The organism is Streptomyces sp. NPDC025618 (assembly GCF_055558795.1).
This window is the reverse complement of sequence record NZ_JBVHLW010000034.1, coordinates 21,779-37,473: the sequence shown is the minus strand read 5'-3', so window position 1 is coordinate 37,473 and position 15,695 is coordinate 21,779. Positions and strand designations below refer to the sequence as shown.

Sequence of the window (15,695 nt, the reverse complement as noted above, 5' to 3'; positions counted from 1 at the left end):
GGCCGGTGTCAGTGGCACCGTGCCGGGCACGCGCGTCCGGGCAGCCACCTCACGCAAAGGAATCCCTCCATGAGCGAAAGCGTCGAAGCCCCCGGGGCCGACCGCCGACGGGGCGTGCACCGCGCCTGGTGGGTGGCCGCCGTCGCCTGCGTGGCGATCGTCGTCGCAGGCGCCTTCTCCACCATGCCGGGCCTGCTCGTCGGCCCGCTGCACGACGAATTCCACTGGTCACGCGGGTCCATCGGGTTCGCCAGCTCCGTGAACATGGTGCTCTACGGCATCACCGCGCCCTTCGCCGCGGCCCTCATGGACCGCTTCGGCCTGCGCCGGGTCGTCGCGGGCGCGCTCACCGTCGTCGCCGGCGGCGCGCTCCTGACCACCGTCATGACCGCGGCGTGGCAGCTGACCCTCTACTGGGGGCTGCTCGTCGGCCTCGGCACCGGATCGATGGCCATGGCCTTCGGAGCGACGGTCACCAACCGCTGGTTCGTCCGGCGGCGCGGCCTGGTCACCGGAGTGCTCGCCGCCGGCAGCGTCTTCGGCCAGATGGTCTTCCTGCCCGTGCTGTCCTGGATCGTCGACCACTACCAATGGCGGCCCGCCCTCGTGACGGTCGCCCTCGCCGCCTGCGCCGTGGTCCCCTTCGTCTGGTTCGTCCTGCGCGACCACCCCGCCGATGTGGGCCGGAAGCCCTACGGCGCGCGGGAGTTCGTCCCCAAGCCGCCGCCCACGCGCGGCGCCGCCCGCCGGGCCCTGACCGTGCTGCGGGACACCGCGCGGACGGGACCGTTCTGGCTGCTCGCCGGTGCCTTCGCCATCTGCGGCGCGTCGACCAACGGCATCATGTGGACGCACTTCACCCCCGCCGCCCACGATCACGGCATGGCCGTGACCACGGCGTCCTCCCTGCTCGCCGTCATCGGTGTCTTCAACGTCGCCGGCACCATCGCCTCCGGCTGGCTGACCGACCGCTACGACGCCCGCCGGCTCCTGGCGGGGTGCTTCGCGCTGCGCGGCGTGCTGCTGCTCTTCCTGCCCATGATGATGACGGCGACCGTGCAGCCGTCGATGCTGCTCTTCGTCGTCCTCTTCGGTCTCCTCGACCTGGCCACGGTGCCCCCGGTCCTGGCGCTGTGCCGGGAGTTCTACGGCGAGGACAGCGCCATCGTCTTCGGCTGGACGAACGCCGCCCACCAAGTGGGCGCCGCCACTGTCGCCTTCCTCGGCGGCGTCGCCCGCGACGCCTTCGGCTCGTACGACACGGTCTGGGTCGCCATCGGTTCGCTCTGCGGCGTGGCCGCCCTGATGTCCCTTGTCATCCGCCGCCCTGCCCAGCCCGACGGGGAAGGGGCCCGCGCCACCTGCCAGGAGCGGCCCGCCGAGCATTCCGGCGCACCGCTGCCCCAAGGCGGGGGACAGGGCTGACGACAGGCTCTGCGGGCCGGGCCGGCCAAAGGAAGGCAGCGGAGCCATGAGCAGTCCGTCCATGAATCGTTGATCGCCATTGCATAACCTCCGGCTATGACCATGACTCTCAGGCAGTTCCAGTATTTGGTGACGATCGTGGACACTGGCTCCTTCACCCGGGCGGCCGAGCTGCTGCACGTGTCCCAGCCCGCGCTGTCCCGGCAGATCCAGACGCTGGAGCGGTCCTGCGGAGGGCCGTTGATCGAGCGCGGACCGCGTCCGATCGTGCTCACGCCGCTGGGCCGTGCGGTGCTGCCGCACGCGCAGGCCGCGCTGGCCGGCGCCGACAAGGTCAAGACCGCCGCCCTGCGGGTCGCCGGCACCGCGGGAGGCGAGCTGCGGCTGGCCACCTTGCAGTCCATCAGCCTCGGGGTGCTGCCGCCCGTGCTGCGGGCGTGGCGGCGGACGCGCCCGGACGTCCGCGTCATGGTGGCCGAGCAGCCGCACGCCGCGGCGCTCCAGGCCACGATGGCGGCGGGCCGGGCGGACGTGGCGATCGGGCCCGTCCCGACGGAGTGGACCGGGCGGATGACGCCGCTGGGCACCGAGGAGTTCGTCGTGGTCATGGCCCACGACGACCCGGCCGCGCAGGGCCTTCCCGCGGCCGCGTACGGCGGCTCCCGCATCCGGCTGGCCGGTCTCGCGCACCGCGAGTGGGTCCACTACGCCTCGGACAACGGCTTGGCTAAGCTGCTGGACCAGGTCTGCGCCAGGGCGGGCTTCCAGCCGCGGGCCGCCGTCCGCACCCAGCAGACCGCCGCCGCACCCCTGTTGGCGGCCGCGGGGATAGGCCCCGCGCTGGTGCCCGCGAACATCGTGCCCGCGCACTTCGACGGCCGCGTCCTGCTGCCCGAGCCGGCGGTGCGCCGGCCGCTGACGGTGTACACCCGCCACCGGCCCGACCCCCTCACCGCCGCGTTCGTCGAAACCCTCGGCCGCCACGCGCGCATCACCCCGGCCCACCTCGCCGGGGACGCCTCCGCTCCGTACGCCGCACACTGAACGGGGCCCCGGGAGGGGGCGGCTACGGTCGCTTCGCCGCTGGGTCCGTGCCGGGCCCGCCCGCTGCGTCGGCGAGCTGCTGGGCCAGCAGCCGGTGCCCGGCCCGGTTGGCGTCGTCCAGCGGCGTGCCGCCCCAGCGGTCCACCGGTTCCGGGTCGACCCCCATCGACAGCAGGAAGTCCACGGTGTCCCGATGGCCCTCGGCCGCGGCCAGGTGCAGGGCGGTGCGGCCGTCGTAGTCGGTGGCGCCGAGGGGGACGTTGCAGGCGGCCAGGCGGCGGATCTCGTTGAGGTCGCCCTGGCTGGCGGCGAGGCACAGCCCCACGATGCCTTCGATGGCGCTCTGCTGACGCTTGAGGCGGGGATCGCGCTTGCCCGTTCCGGCACCGGTGCCGGTGAGCAGGTCGTAGGTGTGGACGTTGTAGCACTCGACCAGGCGCTGGCACACCTCGATCCCCCGCACGGAATTGCCCTGGGCGTCCAGCCGGGGCGACCAGATGGCGATGCCCATCAGCTGGGGCACGACCAGCATCAAGGCGCCGGACACCCCGCTCTTGGCGGGCAGACCGATGGTGAAGGCGAACTCGCCGGAGAAGTCGTACATGCCGCACGAGGACATCAGCGACAGGCAGTGGCGCACCGTCCGGGCGGAGAAGACGGGGTCTCCGGTGAGCGGGCAGACCCCGGCGTTCGCCAGGGAGGCGGCGGCGACGGCCAGTTGCCGCGCGTCGACCTCGATCGAGCAGCACTGGAAGTAGAACTCCAGGGTGGCCAGCAGATCCGTGCCGGGCGGGAAGGCGCCGCGTTCCCGCATCGAGTAGCCGAGGGCGAAGTTGCGGTCCGCGGTGTTGCGCTCGGAGAGATAGACGGAGTTGTTGAAGCCGACGCCGCGCCCGCCGGCCAGCCGCTTCCAGGTCTCGGCCACGAAGTCGAAGCGGTCCGCGGCGTCGAGTCCGCGCTGGATGAGGGCGCAGCTCATGATGGCCCCGGCGTTTATCATCGGGTTGTGCGGCAGCCCGGCCTTGTTGAAGGTCAGCTCGTTGAAGCCCTGGCCGCTGGGCTCCCGCCCGACGTGGCGGTGGACGGTGTCGGGCCCGTGCTCCTCCAGCGTGAGGCAGTAGTTGACGGTCTTGCAGACCGACTGCAGGCAGAAGTTCACGCCCGCGTCGCCGATGGAGAACCGCTGCCCGTCCACCGTGCACACCGAGATCGCGAACTGGTCCGCGGCCACGCGCGCGAGCTGGGGGATGTACGAGGCGACGGCGCCGGTCCGGTCGGCGCGGACCTCCTGATAGATGCGCTGGAGATCCTCCACCAGCGCGGGGAAGTCGGGGACGGCGAGCTCCCCGCGGGCGGCGCGTTCGATGAGGCCGCGGTTGCGCCGGGTGGCGGCGGAGAACTCCTCCTTGGAGAGGAGCAACGGCTCGGCGGGCACGGGGGCGGGGCGGTCCAGCGCGGCGACGGTCTCGGCGATCCTCGGGTCGTCGGGCAGGATGCCCGCCTGGCGGAGCACCTTCAGCAGCAGGTCGGGGGAGAAGCGGCCCGACGAGCCCTGCTCGAAGCAGCCGAAGACACTCGCCCGGGCCTCTCCGTCCCGGCCGGGAACGGTCCTCGGGGCGGAGGAGGGGGCCTGCTTGCCGGTCTGCGCAGCGGGCAAAGAACTCCTCCGATCGACGCGCTGTTCCCAGAAATCCCTGCCGCACCGACGATTCCCGGCCACCGGTGACGAAAACCGGCCGCACCGGAGCCGGGGCGCCCGGGCCGGTGGTGCGGTGGCGAACTCGGGGGTGCTGGGCGCCCCGTGCGCCGTACGCCCGACGGAAGCTCCGGCCGGGACGGCGCCGCGCACGGCGGTTTTGTCACCGAGAAGCGACCCTCCGGTCACCGTACGTCGCTTCGGAAAATCTTTACACAGCCCATGGGAGAAGAGTCCCCGGCCGCTCGCCGCCCTCGATATGCCGGTTATGACCGACGTGCTTGGTGATCGTGTGTCCATTTATGTTCCGCGAGCGCGGCGGACCCCCGGAATCTGTTACTCGATCTTGTGAAGGAGATGTGACGGTTCGGCAAATGAATCCGAAAGGGGGTCGGTTGGAGGGGTGCCTCGGGTGCCGGGAGACGTCAACGCGGTTGGCTGTCTCAGTCGTTCGCGTGCTTATATCTGCGCACCGCGGCAGTTCTTGGAACGGCGGTCGATTCAGACCGGGCTGCTCCGGGGGCGGTCGGGCCGTTTTGGTGCGGCCTGCCGCAATCATTGAAAAACAGACAGACAAATGAAAGGTGCGCATCATGCGTAACGACATCGAGACCCGCGAGATCGCCGACGCCGAGCTGGACGCCGTTTCCGGTGGTGTCAGCCTCTCCGGCGGCCTCGTCGGCGCCGTGACCGGCGACGTTCACACCGTGCTGGGCACCGTGACCTCCCTGCAGACGGTGCAGGCCGCCCAGGCCCTGCCCGGCCAGGTCGAGGGCATCGCCGGCGTCCACGCCGGTGTCGCCGGTCTCTGAGCGTGAATTCCGCCCCCGGACCCGGCGGTCCGGGAGGAGGCACGGCCTGACGGCTGCCCGTACGCCGCCGTGAGGTTATTCCATGAACCCCGGAACTCCCCTTTCCGGGGTTCATGGCTGCCCGTCGGCGCACGGCCGGCGGGCAGCAGGCATGCAATAAAGAAATCCATGTCACGAATGCGGTCGAAGGAATAGTTCGTGCAGTTCCGCCAGAAGGCGCTTTCCAAGCTGCAATCGCCCGAAGAACTCGATCTGCCCGTACGCTTCGCGCGCCCGCAGGGCCGTCTCGTCATGGCCGTCACGGTCGTCGTCATGGCCGTGGCGGGCATCTGGGCATTCACCGGATCCGTGGCCTCCAGGCTCGGCGCGCCCGGCATTCTCACCCACGCCGAGGGCAGCTACATGCTGCAGAGCCCGTTCGCCGGTCAGGTCACCGGAATCCTCGCCAAGGAGGGCCAGTTGCTCTCCCCGGGCGCGCCCCTGCTGGAAGTCGGTACGGACCGCGGCACCCGGGCCGTGCGCGTGGTGGCCGGCGGGCGGGTGACGAGCCTGGTCGCCAGGACTGGCTCGGTCCTGGCGACCGGCGCCGACGTGGCGGTCGTGGAACGCGTGACGAATCCGGACGAACCGCTGGTGGCCATGGTCTACGTCCCCGGCGGGAACGGCTCGGACATCCCCGTGGGCGCCCAGGTCGACCTGAACGTCCAGTCCGTGCCCCGGCAGTTCGGCGTGCTGCGCGGCCGCGTCACGGCGGTCGGCCGCGCGCCCCAGACGCCCGCGCAGATCACCGGCTTCCTCGGCGACGGCCGGCTCGCCGCGCGGTTCTCCCGGCAGGGCGACCCCGTCGCGGTGCTCGTGCGACTGGAGCGCTCCCCGGCCACCAGGTCCGGCTACCGGTGGTCCTCCGCGGACGGGCCCCCGTACCCCCTCGACTCCACGACGCCGGTCACCGCCGCCGTCCACCTCTCCGCCCAGCGCCCCGTCGATTGGCTGCTCCCGTGACCGCGACACCGCGGACCGCCCAGGACCGCTCCCGTCCCCCCGCTCCCCGGCTCCCGCCCGCCGGGCGCCGCCGCCATCGCCCGGCACCCCAGGGCGGCACGCGCCGCCGCGCGGAAAGGCCCCGGGGCAGGACGCCCCGGGCCGTACGCACCCCCACCGTGCTGCAGATGGAGGCCGTCGAGTGCGGCGCCGCCGCGCTGGCCATGGTGCTCGGCCACCACGGCCGCTTCGTCCCCCTCGAAGAGCTGCGCATCGCCTGCGGCGTCTCCCGCGACGGCTCCCGCGCGGGCAACCTCCTCAAGGCCGCGCGCGGTTACGGGCTGAAGGCCAAGGGCATGCAGATGGACCTGGCCGCGCTCGCCGGGGTGAGCCCGCCGGCCGTTCTTTTCTGGGAGTTCAACCACTACGTCGTCTACGACGGCACCTCCCGCCGCCTCGGCCGCCGCGGCGTCCACGTCAACGACCCGGCGAAGGGACGGCGGTTCGTCCCCATGGAGGAGTTCGACACCAGCTTCACGGGCGTCGTGCTCACCTTCGAACCCGACCGGGGCTTCCGCCGCACCGGCCGTCGGCCCGGCGTCATGGGCGCCATGCCCGCCCGGCTGCGCGGCACGTCGGGCACCATGCTCGCCGCCGTGCTCGCCAGCCTCCTGCTGGTGGCCGTCGGAGCGGCGGTGCCCGCGCTGAGCCGTACGTACATCGACATGTTCCTCATCGGCGACCAGACGTCCGCGCTGGGCGTGCTCTTCGCGTCGATGGCGGTCACCCTCGTGCTCACCGCCACGCTCACCGCGCTGCAACAGGCCAATCTGCTGCGCGGGCGCGTCATCTCCTCCACCCTGGGCAGCGCCCGCTTCTTCCGCCACCTGCTGCGACTGCCGGTCACCTTCTTCTCCCAGCGCAACCCGGCCGACCTGGTCCAGCGCCTGCGGTCCAACGACGCCGTCGCCGAGACCCTCGCCCGCGACCTCGCCGCAGCGGGCGTGGACGCCGTCGTGGTCGTGCTCTACGCGGTGCTGCTGTGGACCTACGACCCGCAGCTCACCGTCGTCGGCGTGCTGATCGCGCTCCTGAACGTGGTGGCCATGCGGATCGTGATCCACCTGCGCGCCACCGGCACCCAGAAGCTGCGTGCCGAGAGCGCCCGGCTGACCAACACCTCCTACAGCGGCCTCACGCTCATCGAGACGATGAAGGCCACCGGCGGCGAGAACGGCTTCTTCCGCCGCTGGGCCGGACAGCACGCGGTCACCCTCGACGTGCAGCAGCGGCTCGGCGTGCCCGGCGCGTGGCTGGCCGTCGTCGCCCCCACCCTGGCCACGCTCAACAGCGCGCTGATCCTGCTGATCGGCGGCCTGCGGGCAGTGGAGGGACATCTCTCGGCCGGCCTGCTCGTCGCCTTCCAGGCGCTGGTGACCAGCTTCACCGCGCCGATCACCCGCCTCAACGGCGTGGCCGGACGGATCCAGGAATTCGCGGCCGACGTGGCCCGCCTCAAGGACGTCGAGAACTTCCCCGCCGACCCGCTCCACTCCCGGCGCGAACCCCCCGGCGGCACCCGCCGCCTCAAGGGCCACGTCGAACTGGACCACGTCACCTTCGGCTACAGCCCCCTGGACGCCCCGCTGCTCAAGGACTTCTCCCTCACGGTCGGCCCCGGGCAGCAGGTGGCGCTCGTCGGTGGCTCCGGCAGCGGCAAGTCCACCGTCTCCCGGCTGATATCCGGCCTCCACGCGCCCTGGGAGGGTGCTGTCCGCATCGACGGAACGCGGCTGGAGGACATCCCGCGCGGCGCGCTCGCCGCCTCCGTCTCCTTCGTCGACCAGGACGTCTTCCTCTTCGAGGGCACCGTGCGCGACAACGTCACGCTGTGGGACCCCTCCATCTCCGACGAGGCCGTCGTGGCCGCCCTCCAGGACGCCGCCGTGTACGACGTGGTCGCCCGCCGCCCCGGTGGCATCCACAGCCGCGTCGAACAGGACGGCCGCAACTTCTCCGGCGGCCAGCGCCAGCGCCTGGAGATCGCCCGGGCGCTCGTGCGCCGCCCGAGCGTCATGGTCCTCGACGAGGTGACCAGCGCCCTGGACGCGGCCACCGAGCAGATCGTCATCGACAACCTGCGGCGCCGCGGCTGCGCCTGCGTGGTCATCGCCCACCGGCTGAGCACGGTGCGCGACAGCGACGAGATCGTCGTCCTCGACCGGGGCACCGTGGTCGAACGCGGACGGCACGAGCACCTGGTCACCGCCCAAGGCCCGTACGCGGAACTGGTCAAGGAGCACTGACGTGACGTTCCCGCACCCGGCCCACGTCGCACCGGACCCGGTCGTGGCGGCCCTGGGCGCGCTCGGCTCGGAGACCGACTGCACGGGCCTGCGCAGCCTGTCCCTGGAGAACCCGCTCGTGCTGTGGCTCGTCGTCGACGGCGAACTCGACCTGTTCGCCGTCGACGCGGCCCAGGCGGGGCCCTGGCACTTCCTGGGGCGGCTGGCCGCGGGCACGCTGCTGCTGGGCCCGGCCGAGGGCCCCGCGCACACCCTGGTCGGCAGGCCCCTGCAAGGCTGCCGGCTGCGCCGCATCGAACTGCGCGAGCTGTACCGCTTGGAGCACGGCGACCCGTGGGTCACCGGCCCGACCGCCCCGGACCAGTGGGGGTACGAAGCGCCCCCGAGCCCCCTGGAGGACGCCTTCGCGCGCGGCGTCGGCCGTGGCCTGCGCGTGCTCTGCCAGGCACCGCTGGAGAGCCGCGCCACCACCGGCCAGGGCGGGACCGACGACGACATCCTGTGGATGCGGATCACCCCGGGCAGCGTGCGGTACGGCGCCGCCTACGAAGCGGAAGCGGTCGGCACCCTCCTCGTCGACCCGGCGATGTGGCAGGGAATGGTCGACCAGCAGTACCGCCTGCTGTACGCCCTGGACCGCTGGATCGAACAGTTGGAGCGCGCCCACGAGGACCGCGCGGCAGCCGGCATCGAGGCCGGCGAGGCCGCCCGCACCCAGGCGGACCGGGAACTCCTGGCCTCCATCGACCGCTCCGGTAAAGCCGCCCAGGGCCGCGCGAACGACGACGCGACCTTCGCCGCCTGCCGCCTGGTCGCCGACGAGGCCCGCATCACCCTGACCCGGCCCGGCGAGGCGGCCACCGCCTCAGGCCGGACCGACCCCGTCGAACGCGTCGCCCTCGCCTCGCGTATCCGCACCCGCACCGTCCGGCTCGGCGGGCGCTGGTGGCGGGAGAACAGCGGACCCCTGGTGGGCAGGCGCGAGGAAGACGGCGCACCGGTCGCCCTGCTGTGGCGGCGCGGCCGGTACGAGGCCGTCGACCCCGCCACGGGCACCCGGGAGCGCGTCGACAAGACCGCCGCGGCCGGCTTCGAACCGAGCGCCGTCATGCTCTACCGCCCGCTGCCCGACGGGAAGCCGACCCTGCCACGGCTGCTGCGCTTCAGCCTGCGCGGCACCCGGGGAGAGCTCGGCGGCCTCGTTCTGGGCGGCCTGGTCGCCGTCGGCCTGGGCGCGCTCGTCCCCATCGCCACCGGCAAGGTCCTCGGCCAGTACGTCCCCGACGCCGAGAACGGCCTCATCGTGCAGAGCGCCCTCGCGCTCATCGCGACCGGCGTCGTCTCGGCCGCCTTCATGCTGCTGCAGAACATCTGCGTCCTGCGCCTGGAAGGCCGCATCGAGGCCACCCTGCAACCAGCCGTATGGGACCGGCTGCTGCGCCTGCCCACGACCTTCTTCGCCGGCCGCTCCACCGGCGAACTGGCCGGCGCCGCCATGGGCATCAGCTCCATCCGCCGCGTGCTCTCCGGCATCGGCTCCGTGACCCTGCAGGCGGGCACCGTCGGCACGATGAACCTCGCCCTGCTGCTCTGCTACAGCGTCCCTCTGGCCATGGCGGCGGTCGCCATGCTGCTCGTCATCGCCGCCGTGTTCCTGGGACTGGGCCTGTGGCAGCTGCGCTATCAGCGCCGGCTGATCGAACTCGGCAACAAGCTCGACAACCAGGCATTCCAGACCCTGCGCGGACTGCCCAAGCTGCGCGTCGCCGCGGCCGAGAGCTTCGCGTACGCCGCCTGGGCACGGGAGTTCGCCCGCACCCGCGAACTGCACCAGCGCATCGGCCGGATCAAGAACGTCGTCACCGTGCTCAACGCCGTCCATCTGCCGCTGTGCACCCTGGTGATGTTCATGCTGCTGGCCGGCCCGGCCCGGGGCAGCATGTCCGCCGCCGACTTCCTCACCTTCAGCACCGCCGTGACGATGATGCTCTCCTCGGCCACCCAGCTGACCGGCGCGCTCCTCTCCGCCGCGGCCGTGCAGCCGATGTTCGAGCAGCTCGCGCCGGTGCTCCGGGAGACCCCCGAGGTACGCGGCTCCAGCACCCAGCCGGGCGTACTGACCGGGGCCGTCGAGGCCAGGAACCTCTCCTACCGCTACACCGACGACGGCCCGACGGTGCTCGACGACGTGTCGTTCCGGGCGCGGCCGGGCGAGTTCGTCGCGATCGTCGGCGCCAGCGGCTGCGGCAAGTCGACCCTGCTGCGCCTGCTCATCGGCTTCGACAAGCCGGCGTCCGGCAGCGTGCTCTACGACGGGCAGGACCTGGCGGCGCTCGACCAGGCGGCCGTGCGCCGCCAGTGCGGCGTCGTCCTGCAGCACGCCCAGCCCTTCAGCGGCTCGATCCGCGACTGCATCTGCGGGGCCGAGGCGTACTCGCTCGAAGAGGCGTGGGAGGCCGCCGCGATGGCCGGCCTGGCCGAGGACATCAAGGCCATGCCCATGGGTATGCACACGGTGCTCTCCGACGGCGGTGGCACCGTCTCCGGCGGCCAGCGCCAGCGGCTGATGATCGCCCAGGCCCTCGTCCGCAAGCCGCGCGTCCTCTTCTTCGACGAGGCCACCAGCGCGCTGGACAACGAGGCCCAGCGCGTGGTCATCGAATCCACCCGCGCCCTGCGCTGCACGCGCGTGGTGATTGCCCACCGGCTGTCCACGGTCATGGGCGCGGACCGGGTGATCGCCATGGCGGACGGGCGGATCGTCCAGCAGGGGTCACCCGCCGAACTGCTCGCCGACACGAGCGGCTTGTTCCACGAGCTGGTCCGCCGTCAGCTCGCCTGACCACCGGCGGTGGGGACGGCGGCGCGGAACTTCTTCGTCAGGTCCGCGCCCCGGATGACGCCGTTGGTGTGGTACGTCAGCCCCCAGGCGTCGAGGGCGGAGCCGTCGGCGAAGACGCACAGGGTGTGCAGATGGTCGCCGTCGACCGGTTCGCCGTCCTTGATCCAACCGCCCGTGTCGCTCTTGCGGTTGCCGAACTGGGTCGTCCCGCCGATGGCCGCGCAGTAGGCGGCCGAGGGGTTGCCCTGGGAGTGCCCGGGCAGCGGGGGCTTGCGCACATAGGCGAGGGCGGCGAGGGTCGGCAGGTCCGCCGCGAGGGTGTCGGTCGCCACCGCGATGCGCGAGTGGTCCCCGGCCTCGAACGAGCACAGTTCGCGCTGCCCGCCGAGCGGGGTGAGCTTGCCGCCCGCGTCGTAGAACGGCCGGTAGACGGCGGCGTCGCCGCCCTGCCCGGCGCACCAGCTCGCGGGGGTCGTGGGCCGGGGCCCGGCCGGTCGAGCGGTGGCCTGGGCCGCCGCGGCGGCGAGGGCGGCGGTGACGAGGGTGACGGCAAGGACGCGTACTCGCATGAGTGCCTCCCGTGAAGTCATGGGGCCGCCAGTCTCAACGAGCCGTGTGTACGCGTCAATGACGTGTGTGGCGTATGCGCCACCCCGGCGGGGGAGACCTCCGCCCGCTGCCGCCCCGGGGCCCGCTCAGCGCGTACTGTCGTGCGACTCGGCCGCGGCACGCCGGTATTCGGCGTTGAGCCGCTGCGCCTCCTCGAGTTGATCCTCGAGGATGATGATGCGGCAGGCGGCCTCGATCGGGGTGCCCTGGTCGACGAGTTCGCGGGCGCGGGCCGCGATCCGCAGCTGGTAGCGGGAGTATCTGCGGTGCCCGCCCTCCGAGCGGAGCGGGGTGATGAGACGGGCCTCGCCGATGGCCCGGAGGAATCCGGGCGTCGTGCCGAGCATCTCTGCGGCCCGCCCCATGGTGTACGCGGGGTAGTCGTCGTCATCCAGACGACCACTGAGCGGGGTGTCTGCCGTCATCCTCACCTCGTTGTGCAGCGCGTCAAGGCCCCGGAGAAACGTTAACCACGTGATTGCCCGACGTCTACCACGGTGAGCGCAGATTGTGGAGTGTTCGAGACAGAGGTAATCTGCGCTCCGCACCGGCGTGTACGCCCCGTTGACCACTCGCGGGTCCGGGACCCTGCGCGGCCCGGCGGGCCGGTCCGGCGCATAGAATCGGGTCCCATGTCGAACCCTGACGAGCTGCTCGTCGACATCGCCACCATGGTGGAGTCCGAGCGCAGCAATCAGATGTCCCTGACCGTGGTCACCTCCGGCGCTGTCATCACCGGACGACTGGCTCCCGAAGCGGTGTGGCGGGAACGCGTGTCGGAGGTCCTGACGGACTCGGCCCACCTCGGCCCGTTCTCCGGCATCTTCACCGGCGAACAGGCGCGGGAGCGCGCCGGCCACCGCGAACGGCCCACGCATCTGCACTTCCACGTCGCCCGGATCCTGCAAGGCAGCATCGGGATCCCCGAGACGGGCGGGATGTACCGCGTGGCGATCGAGGACGTCAGCGCCTGGACCGTGGGCGACTTCAGCTACTCCGACCACTGAGCCGAGGACATCGCCCGTCACCGGTGTGACCGCGACACGGGTCGGCCGGTGACGGGCCGGAATGGCAAACTCCTTGCCATCTTTCCCTGCTTCATCTTCCGTTCTGTCGCGAGCACGCCAAGCTCTCCCCGCGTCGGGCCGCATCCGGCGCGCCCGATCGTAGGGAGGAGAGCACATGATGCCCCCACGGCATCGGCGGTTCATGACCTGCGCCGTCGTCGCCACCGCCTTCGGACTCGCCGGCGCGCAGTCGTACGCCGCGTCCGGTGACACCAGACCCCGGCCCTGGAACGCGCGCCATCAGGCCGACATCGGCCGCCGGCACATCCAGTCCCTCGAGTCCGGCAGGCCCGCCCTCGCGGCGCCGGGGCGCGACGACCGCGGTTCTGACGAGGCGGAGAACTCCGCCGAGGGAACCGCCCAGTACACCGAGGCCCGCACCGCCCCCGGCGTGGTCGCGCCGGGGGCATACGGAGCGGCCTGGTCCCAGGCGCAGTCGATGCGGCACACGAGCGGAGGCTGGGACCACGTCACCAAGAAGCCCTACGACTCCGACGATCCGCGCTACCGCGATGTGAACTCCAACTCCAGCGGCGGCTCCGGAAACGTGACCGGCCGGATCACCGGCATCGCCGCCGACGACCAGGGATACGTCTACGCGGGCGGCGCCAACGGCGGTGTCTTCCGCTCACGGACCGGCGGCGGACACTGGGAACCCATCGCCGAGAAGCTGCCGTCGCTGTCGACGGGCACGCTCGCGCTGGACGGCTCCCAACGGCTCTGGTACGCCACCGGCGAGTCCAACACCGGCGCGACCTCCTTCGTCGGTACAGGTGTGTATGTGCTGGCCGACCCCCGGAACGGCCGGTTCCAGCCCGGCGGGCGCGTGGGCGGCGCCGAACTGGAGAGCACGGTCATCCACGCGCTGCGCTTCGCCGGCACCACGGTGTGGGCGGCGACCAGCCGCGGCGTGTGGACGCACTCCACCACCACACTCTCAGGGCCGTGGAAACTGGAGTTCGCGCCCAACCCCGACTATCTGCCGGGTGGTTCGAAGCAGGCCGACCCGAGCGCGCCGTACAAGAACATCGCCAACGACATCGCCCTGGATCCGAAGGACCCGGACCGGGCGCTGCTCGCCATCGGCTGGCGCAGCGGGGACACCTACAACGGCCTGTACAGCAAGCAGGGCGGCACCTGGAAGCCCGTGACCGGGCTCGGTGACCTGCCGTCCGGCAGCGCCGACGTCGGCAACATGACCTTCGGGGCGGCCGCCGACGGGTCGCGGCTCTACGCCGTGCTCCAGTCTCCGGCGCAGACGGCGTCCAACCCGGACAGCGGTCTCAAAGGCGTGTACGTCTCGCGGAACGGCTCGCCGTTCGGGCCGTGGACACAGATCGCCGACTACACCAAGCTGCGCAACTCGGGATCGGCGCTCCAGAGCGCCGGGTACATGCCGGGCATCCAGTCCTGGTACAACCAGTTCCTCCAGGTCGACCCGGGCAACCCCGACCATGTCTACCTGGGTCTCGAGGAAGTCTTCGAGACCAAGAACGGCGGGGCGAGCTGGATCACCCCCGGCCCGTACTGGAATTTCCCCTTCCCCTGCTGGAGCGTCGACCCCGCGAAGCAGACCGGCGACTGCTCGCCGACCACGCACTCCGATCAGCACGCCGTCGCCGTCGGCACTCACAAGGGCAGGACCTGGGTGTACGTGGGGAACGACGGGGGTGTCTACCGGCGTCCGTTGAACGGCGCGGTCGACTCCGGCGGGCACGCCAAGGACTGGCAGCCGCTGAACGACGGCACCATCGACGTCCTTCAGTACTACTCGGTCGGTGTCGGCAAGGACCGCGTCCACGGCGGGACCTCGGTCACCGGCGGGCTGCAGGACAACGGCCAGTCGATCCTGCGCGGCGGCGACAAGGTCATGGGCTCGAACTTCGGCGGTGACGGCGGCGACACCATCGCCGATCCGGGCGACGGCTGCGACATCGCCGCGGAATACGTCTACCTCGACATGTGGGTCACCCAGGACTGCGGCGAGAACAACGGCGCCTGGGCCACGGACCCGGCCAAGGCCACCGAATACGAGGTCGCGCCGCCGGACAAGGACCTGGGCGGCGCGGGCGCCCGCTTCATCGCGCCCATCACCTCGGACGCCAAGGACATCAATACCTGGGTGGCCGGCGGCCGGCACGTATGGGTGCAGAACAAGGGCTTCGCGATCCGCTCCGGCGCGGAGTGGAAGAACGCCTACGACCTCGGCGAGGGCCATGTGGCCACCGCCGTCGCAGCCTCGGGCGGCACCGTCTACGTCGGCTGGTGCGGCCCCTGCGACAGTGTCGGTTTCAGCCGCGGCATCGCCGTCGGCAACGCCGACGGCACCGGCTGGCACCAGCTCGGCCTCCCCGTCGACGGCACGCTCCCGAACCGCTACATCTCCGGCTTCGACGTCGACCCGGCCGACGCCCAGCACGTCTACGTCGCAGTCAACGGCTTCTCCCGCAAGTGGACCGAAGGCCCGGGCGCCGGCGTCGGCCACCTCTTCGAGTCCCGTGACGGCGGAGGCCACTGGACGGACCTCTCGGCGAACCTGCCCGACGTCCCCGCCAACACGGTCAAGGTCCTGCCGAACGGCGCCCTCGCCCTCGGCACCGACCTCGCCACCTTCTACCGCCCGGCAGGCGCGCGCCAGTGGCAGGTCCTCGGCACCGGCCTCCCCACCACCGCCGTCCTCCAGCTCAAAGCGGGCCCTGACGGCAAGCTCTACGCCGCGACCCACGGGCGCGGCATCTGGTCCTTCGACGTACGACGACTCAAGGGCTCGACGAACGACTGAGCCGACGACGCGGGGGGGGGGGGGGGGGGGGGGGGGGGGTGCCCCTTTCCTTTTTTTCTGGCGACCGCCCCCCGGCCCTCGCGAGGGGGGGTGGTTCCCCCCCCCCCCCCCCCACCCAAGCAACCCACCCC

11 protein-coding genes are annotated in these 15,695 nt (G+C 71.9%); 8 read left to right on the top strand and 3 right to left on the bottom strand.

All coding sequences use genetic code 11. The features are described 5' to 3' along the window. Positions 1–69: 69 nt before the first annotated feature. On the top strand, positions 70–1,425 hold the full coding sequence (locus ACZ4A5_RS24620; protein ID WP_467588173.1) for an MFS transporter: 1,356 nt from the start codon (positions 70–72) through the stop codon (positions 1,423–1,425). 96 nt (positions 1,426–1,521) lie between these two features. Continuing rightward, positions 1,522–2,469 (top strand): LysR family transcriptional regulator, encoded by a 948-nt coding sequence (locus ACZ4A5_RS24615; RefSeq protein WP_467588170.1) that lies wholly within the window; start codon positions 1,522–1,524, stop codon positions 2,467–2,469. Positions 2,470–2,491: 22 nt separating this feature from the next. Here ACZ4A5_RS24615 and glsA read toward each other — a convergent pair whose 3' ends face one another. Beyond that, positions 2,492–4,126 carry a glutaminase A gene (gene glsA, locus ACZ4A5_RS24610; RefSeq protein WP_467588167.1) on the bottom strand — a complete coding sequence of 545 codons (1,635 nt, stop codon included), beginning with the start codon at positions 4,124–4,126 and terminating at the stop codon, positions 2,492–2,494. A 632-nt stretch (positions 4,127–4,758) separates the two neighbouring features. On the opposite strand from glsA, the gene ACZ4A5_RS24605 reads away from it, so the two are divergent. The 4 genes from ACZ4A5_RS24605 to ACZ4A5_RS24590 all read left to right on the top strand — a co-directional run bounded on the left by ACZ4A5_RS24605 (position 4,759) and on the right by ACZ4A5_RS24590 (position 11,106). Then, positions 4,759–4,977 (top strand): hypothetical protein, encoded by a 219-nt coding sequence (locus tag ACZ4A5_RS24605; protein WP_467588164.1) that lies wholly within the window; start codon positions 4,759–4,761, stop codon positions 4,975–4,977. Between the two features lie 198 nt (positions 4,978–5,175). Continuing rightward, the gene (locus ACZ4A5_RS24600; RefSeq protein ID WP_467588161.1) at positions 5,176–5,979 is read left to right on the top strand and encodes a hypothetical protein; all 804 of its coding nucleotides are present in this window, start codon (positions 5,176–5,178) and stop codon (positions 5,977–5,979) included. After that, positions 5,976–8,264, top strand: coding sequence for an NHLP family bacteriocin export ABC transporter peptidase/permease/ATPase subunit (locus tag ACZ4A5_RS24595; RefSeq protein WP_467588159.1), 2,289 nt, complete (start codon positions 5,976–5,978; stop codon positions 8,262–8,264). Before ACZ4A5_RS24600 ends, ACZ4A5_RS24595 begins: the two co-directional genes overlap by 4 nt. Position 8,265: 1 nt before the next feature. Next, entirely contained in the window at positions 8,266–11,106 is a 2,841-nt protein-coding gene (locus ACZ4A5_RS24590; protein WP_467588156.1) for an NHLP bacteriocin export ABC transporter permease/ATPase subunit, read from the top strand. Here the strand turns inward: ACZ4A5_RS24590 and ACZ4A5_RS24585 are convergent. Together ACZ4A5_RS24585 and ACZ4A5_RS24580 are read right to left on the bottom strand one after the other, a co-directional pair. Beyond that, positions 11,094–11,675 (bottom strand): hypothetical protein, encoded by a 582-nt coding sequence (locus ACZ4A5_RS24585; RefSeq protein WP_467588154.1) that lies wholly within the window; start codon positions 11,673–11,675, stop codon positions 11,094–11,096. The two genes, ACZ4A5_RS24590 and ACZ4A5_RS24585, sit on opposite strands and share 13 nt — an antisense overlap. 126 nt (positions 11,676–11,801) lie before the next feature. Beyond that, positions 11,802–12,140: a MerR family transcriptional regulator gene (locus tag ACZ4A5_RS24580; RefSeq protein ID WP_467588151.1), complete on the bottom strand. Its 339-nt coding sequence runs from the start codon at positions 12,138–12,140 to the stop codon at positions 11,802–11,804. A gap of 207 nt (positions 12,141–12,347) precedes the next feature. Between ACZ4A5_RS24580 and ACZ4A5_RS24575 the strand changes: the two genes are divergently transcribed. Then, complete coding sequence (locus ACZ4A5_RS24575; protein ID WP_467588145.1) at positions 12,348–12,722, top strand: hypothetical protein; 375 nt, start codon at positions 12,348–12,350, stop codon at positions 12,720–12,722. 175 nt (positions 12,723–12,897) lie between these two features. Further along, a complete protein-coding gene (locus tag ACZ4A5_RS24570) occupies positions 12,898–15,564 on the top strand; it encodes a glycosyl hydrolase (RefSeq protein ID WP_467588142.1) in 2,667 nt (888 codons plus the stop codon). The last annotated feature ends 131 nt before the right edge of the window (positions 15,565–15,695 follow it).

Bases quoted from the DNA above. Each gene is read 5' to 3' on its own strand.
- ACZ4A5_RS24580 (WP_467588151.1), bottom strand. From the start codon at position 12,140: ATGACGGCAGACACCCCGCTCAGTGGTCGTCTGGATGACGACGACTAC.
- ACZ4A5_RS24585 (WP_467588154.1), bottom strand. From the start codon at position 11,675: ATGCGAGTACGCGTCCTTGCCGTCACCCTCGTCACCGCCGCCCTCGCC.
- ACZ4A5_RS24615 (WP_467588170.1), top strand. From the start codon at position 1,522: ATGACCATGACTCTCAGGCAGTTCCAGTATTTGGTGACGATCGTGGAC.
- ACZ4A5_RS24575 (WP_467588145.1), top strand. From the start codon at position 12,348: ATGTCGAACCCTGACGAGCTGCTCGTCGACATCGCCACCATGGTGGAG.
- ACZ4A5_RS24620 (WP_467588173.1), top strand. From the start codon at position 70: ATGAGCGAAAGCGTCGAAGCCCCCGGGGCCGACCGCCGACGGGGCGTG.
- ACZ4A5_RS24605 (WP_467588164.1), top strand. From the start codon at position 4,759: ATGCGTAACGACATCGAGACCCGCGAGATCGCCGACGCCGAGCTGGAC.
- ACZ4A5_RS24570 (WP_467588142.1), top strand. From the start codon at position 12,898: ATGATGCCCCCACGGCATCGGCGGTTCATGACCTGCGCCGTCGTCGCC.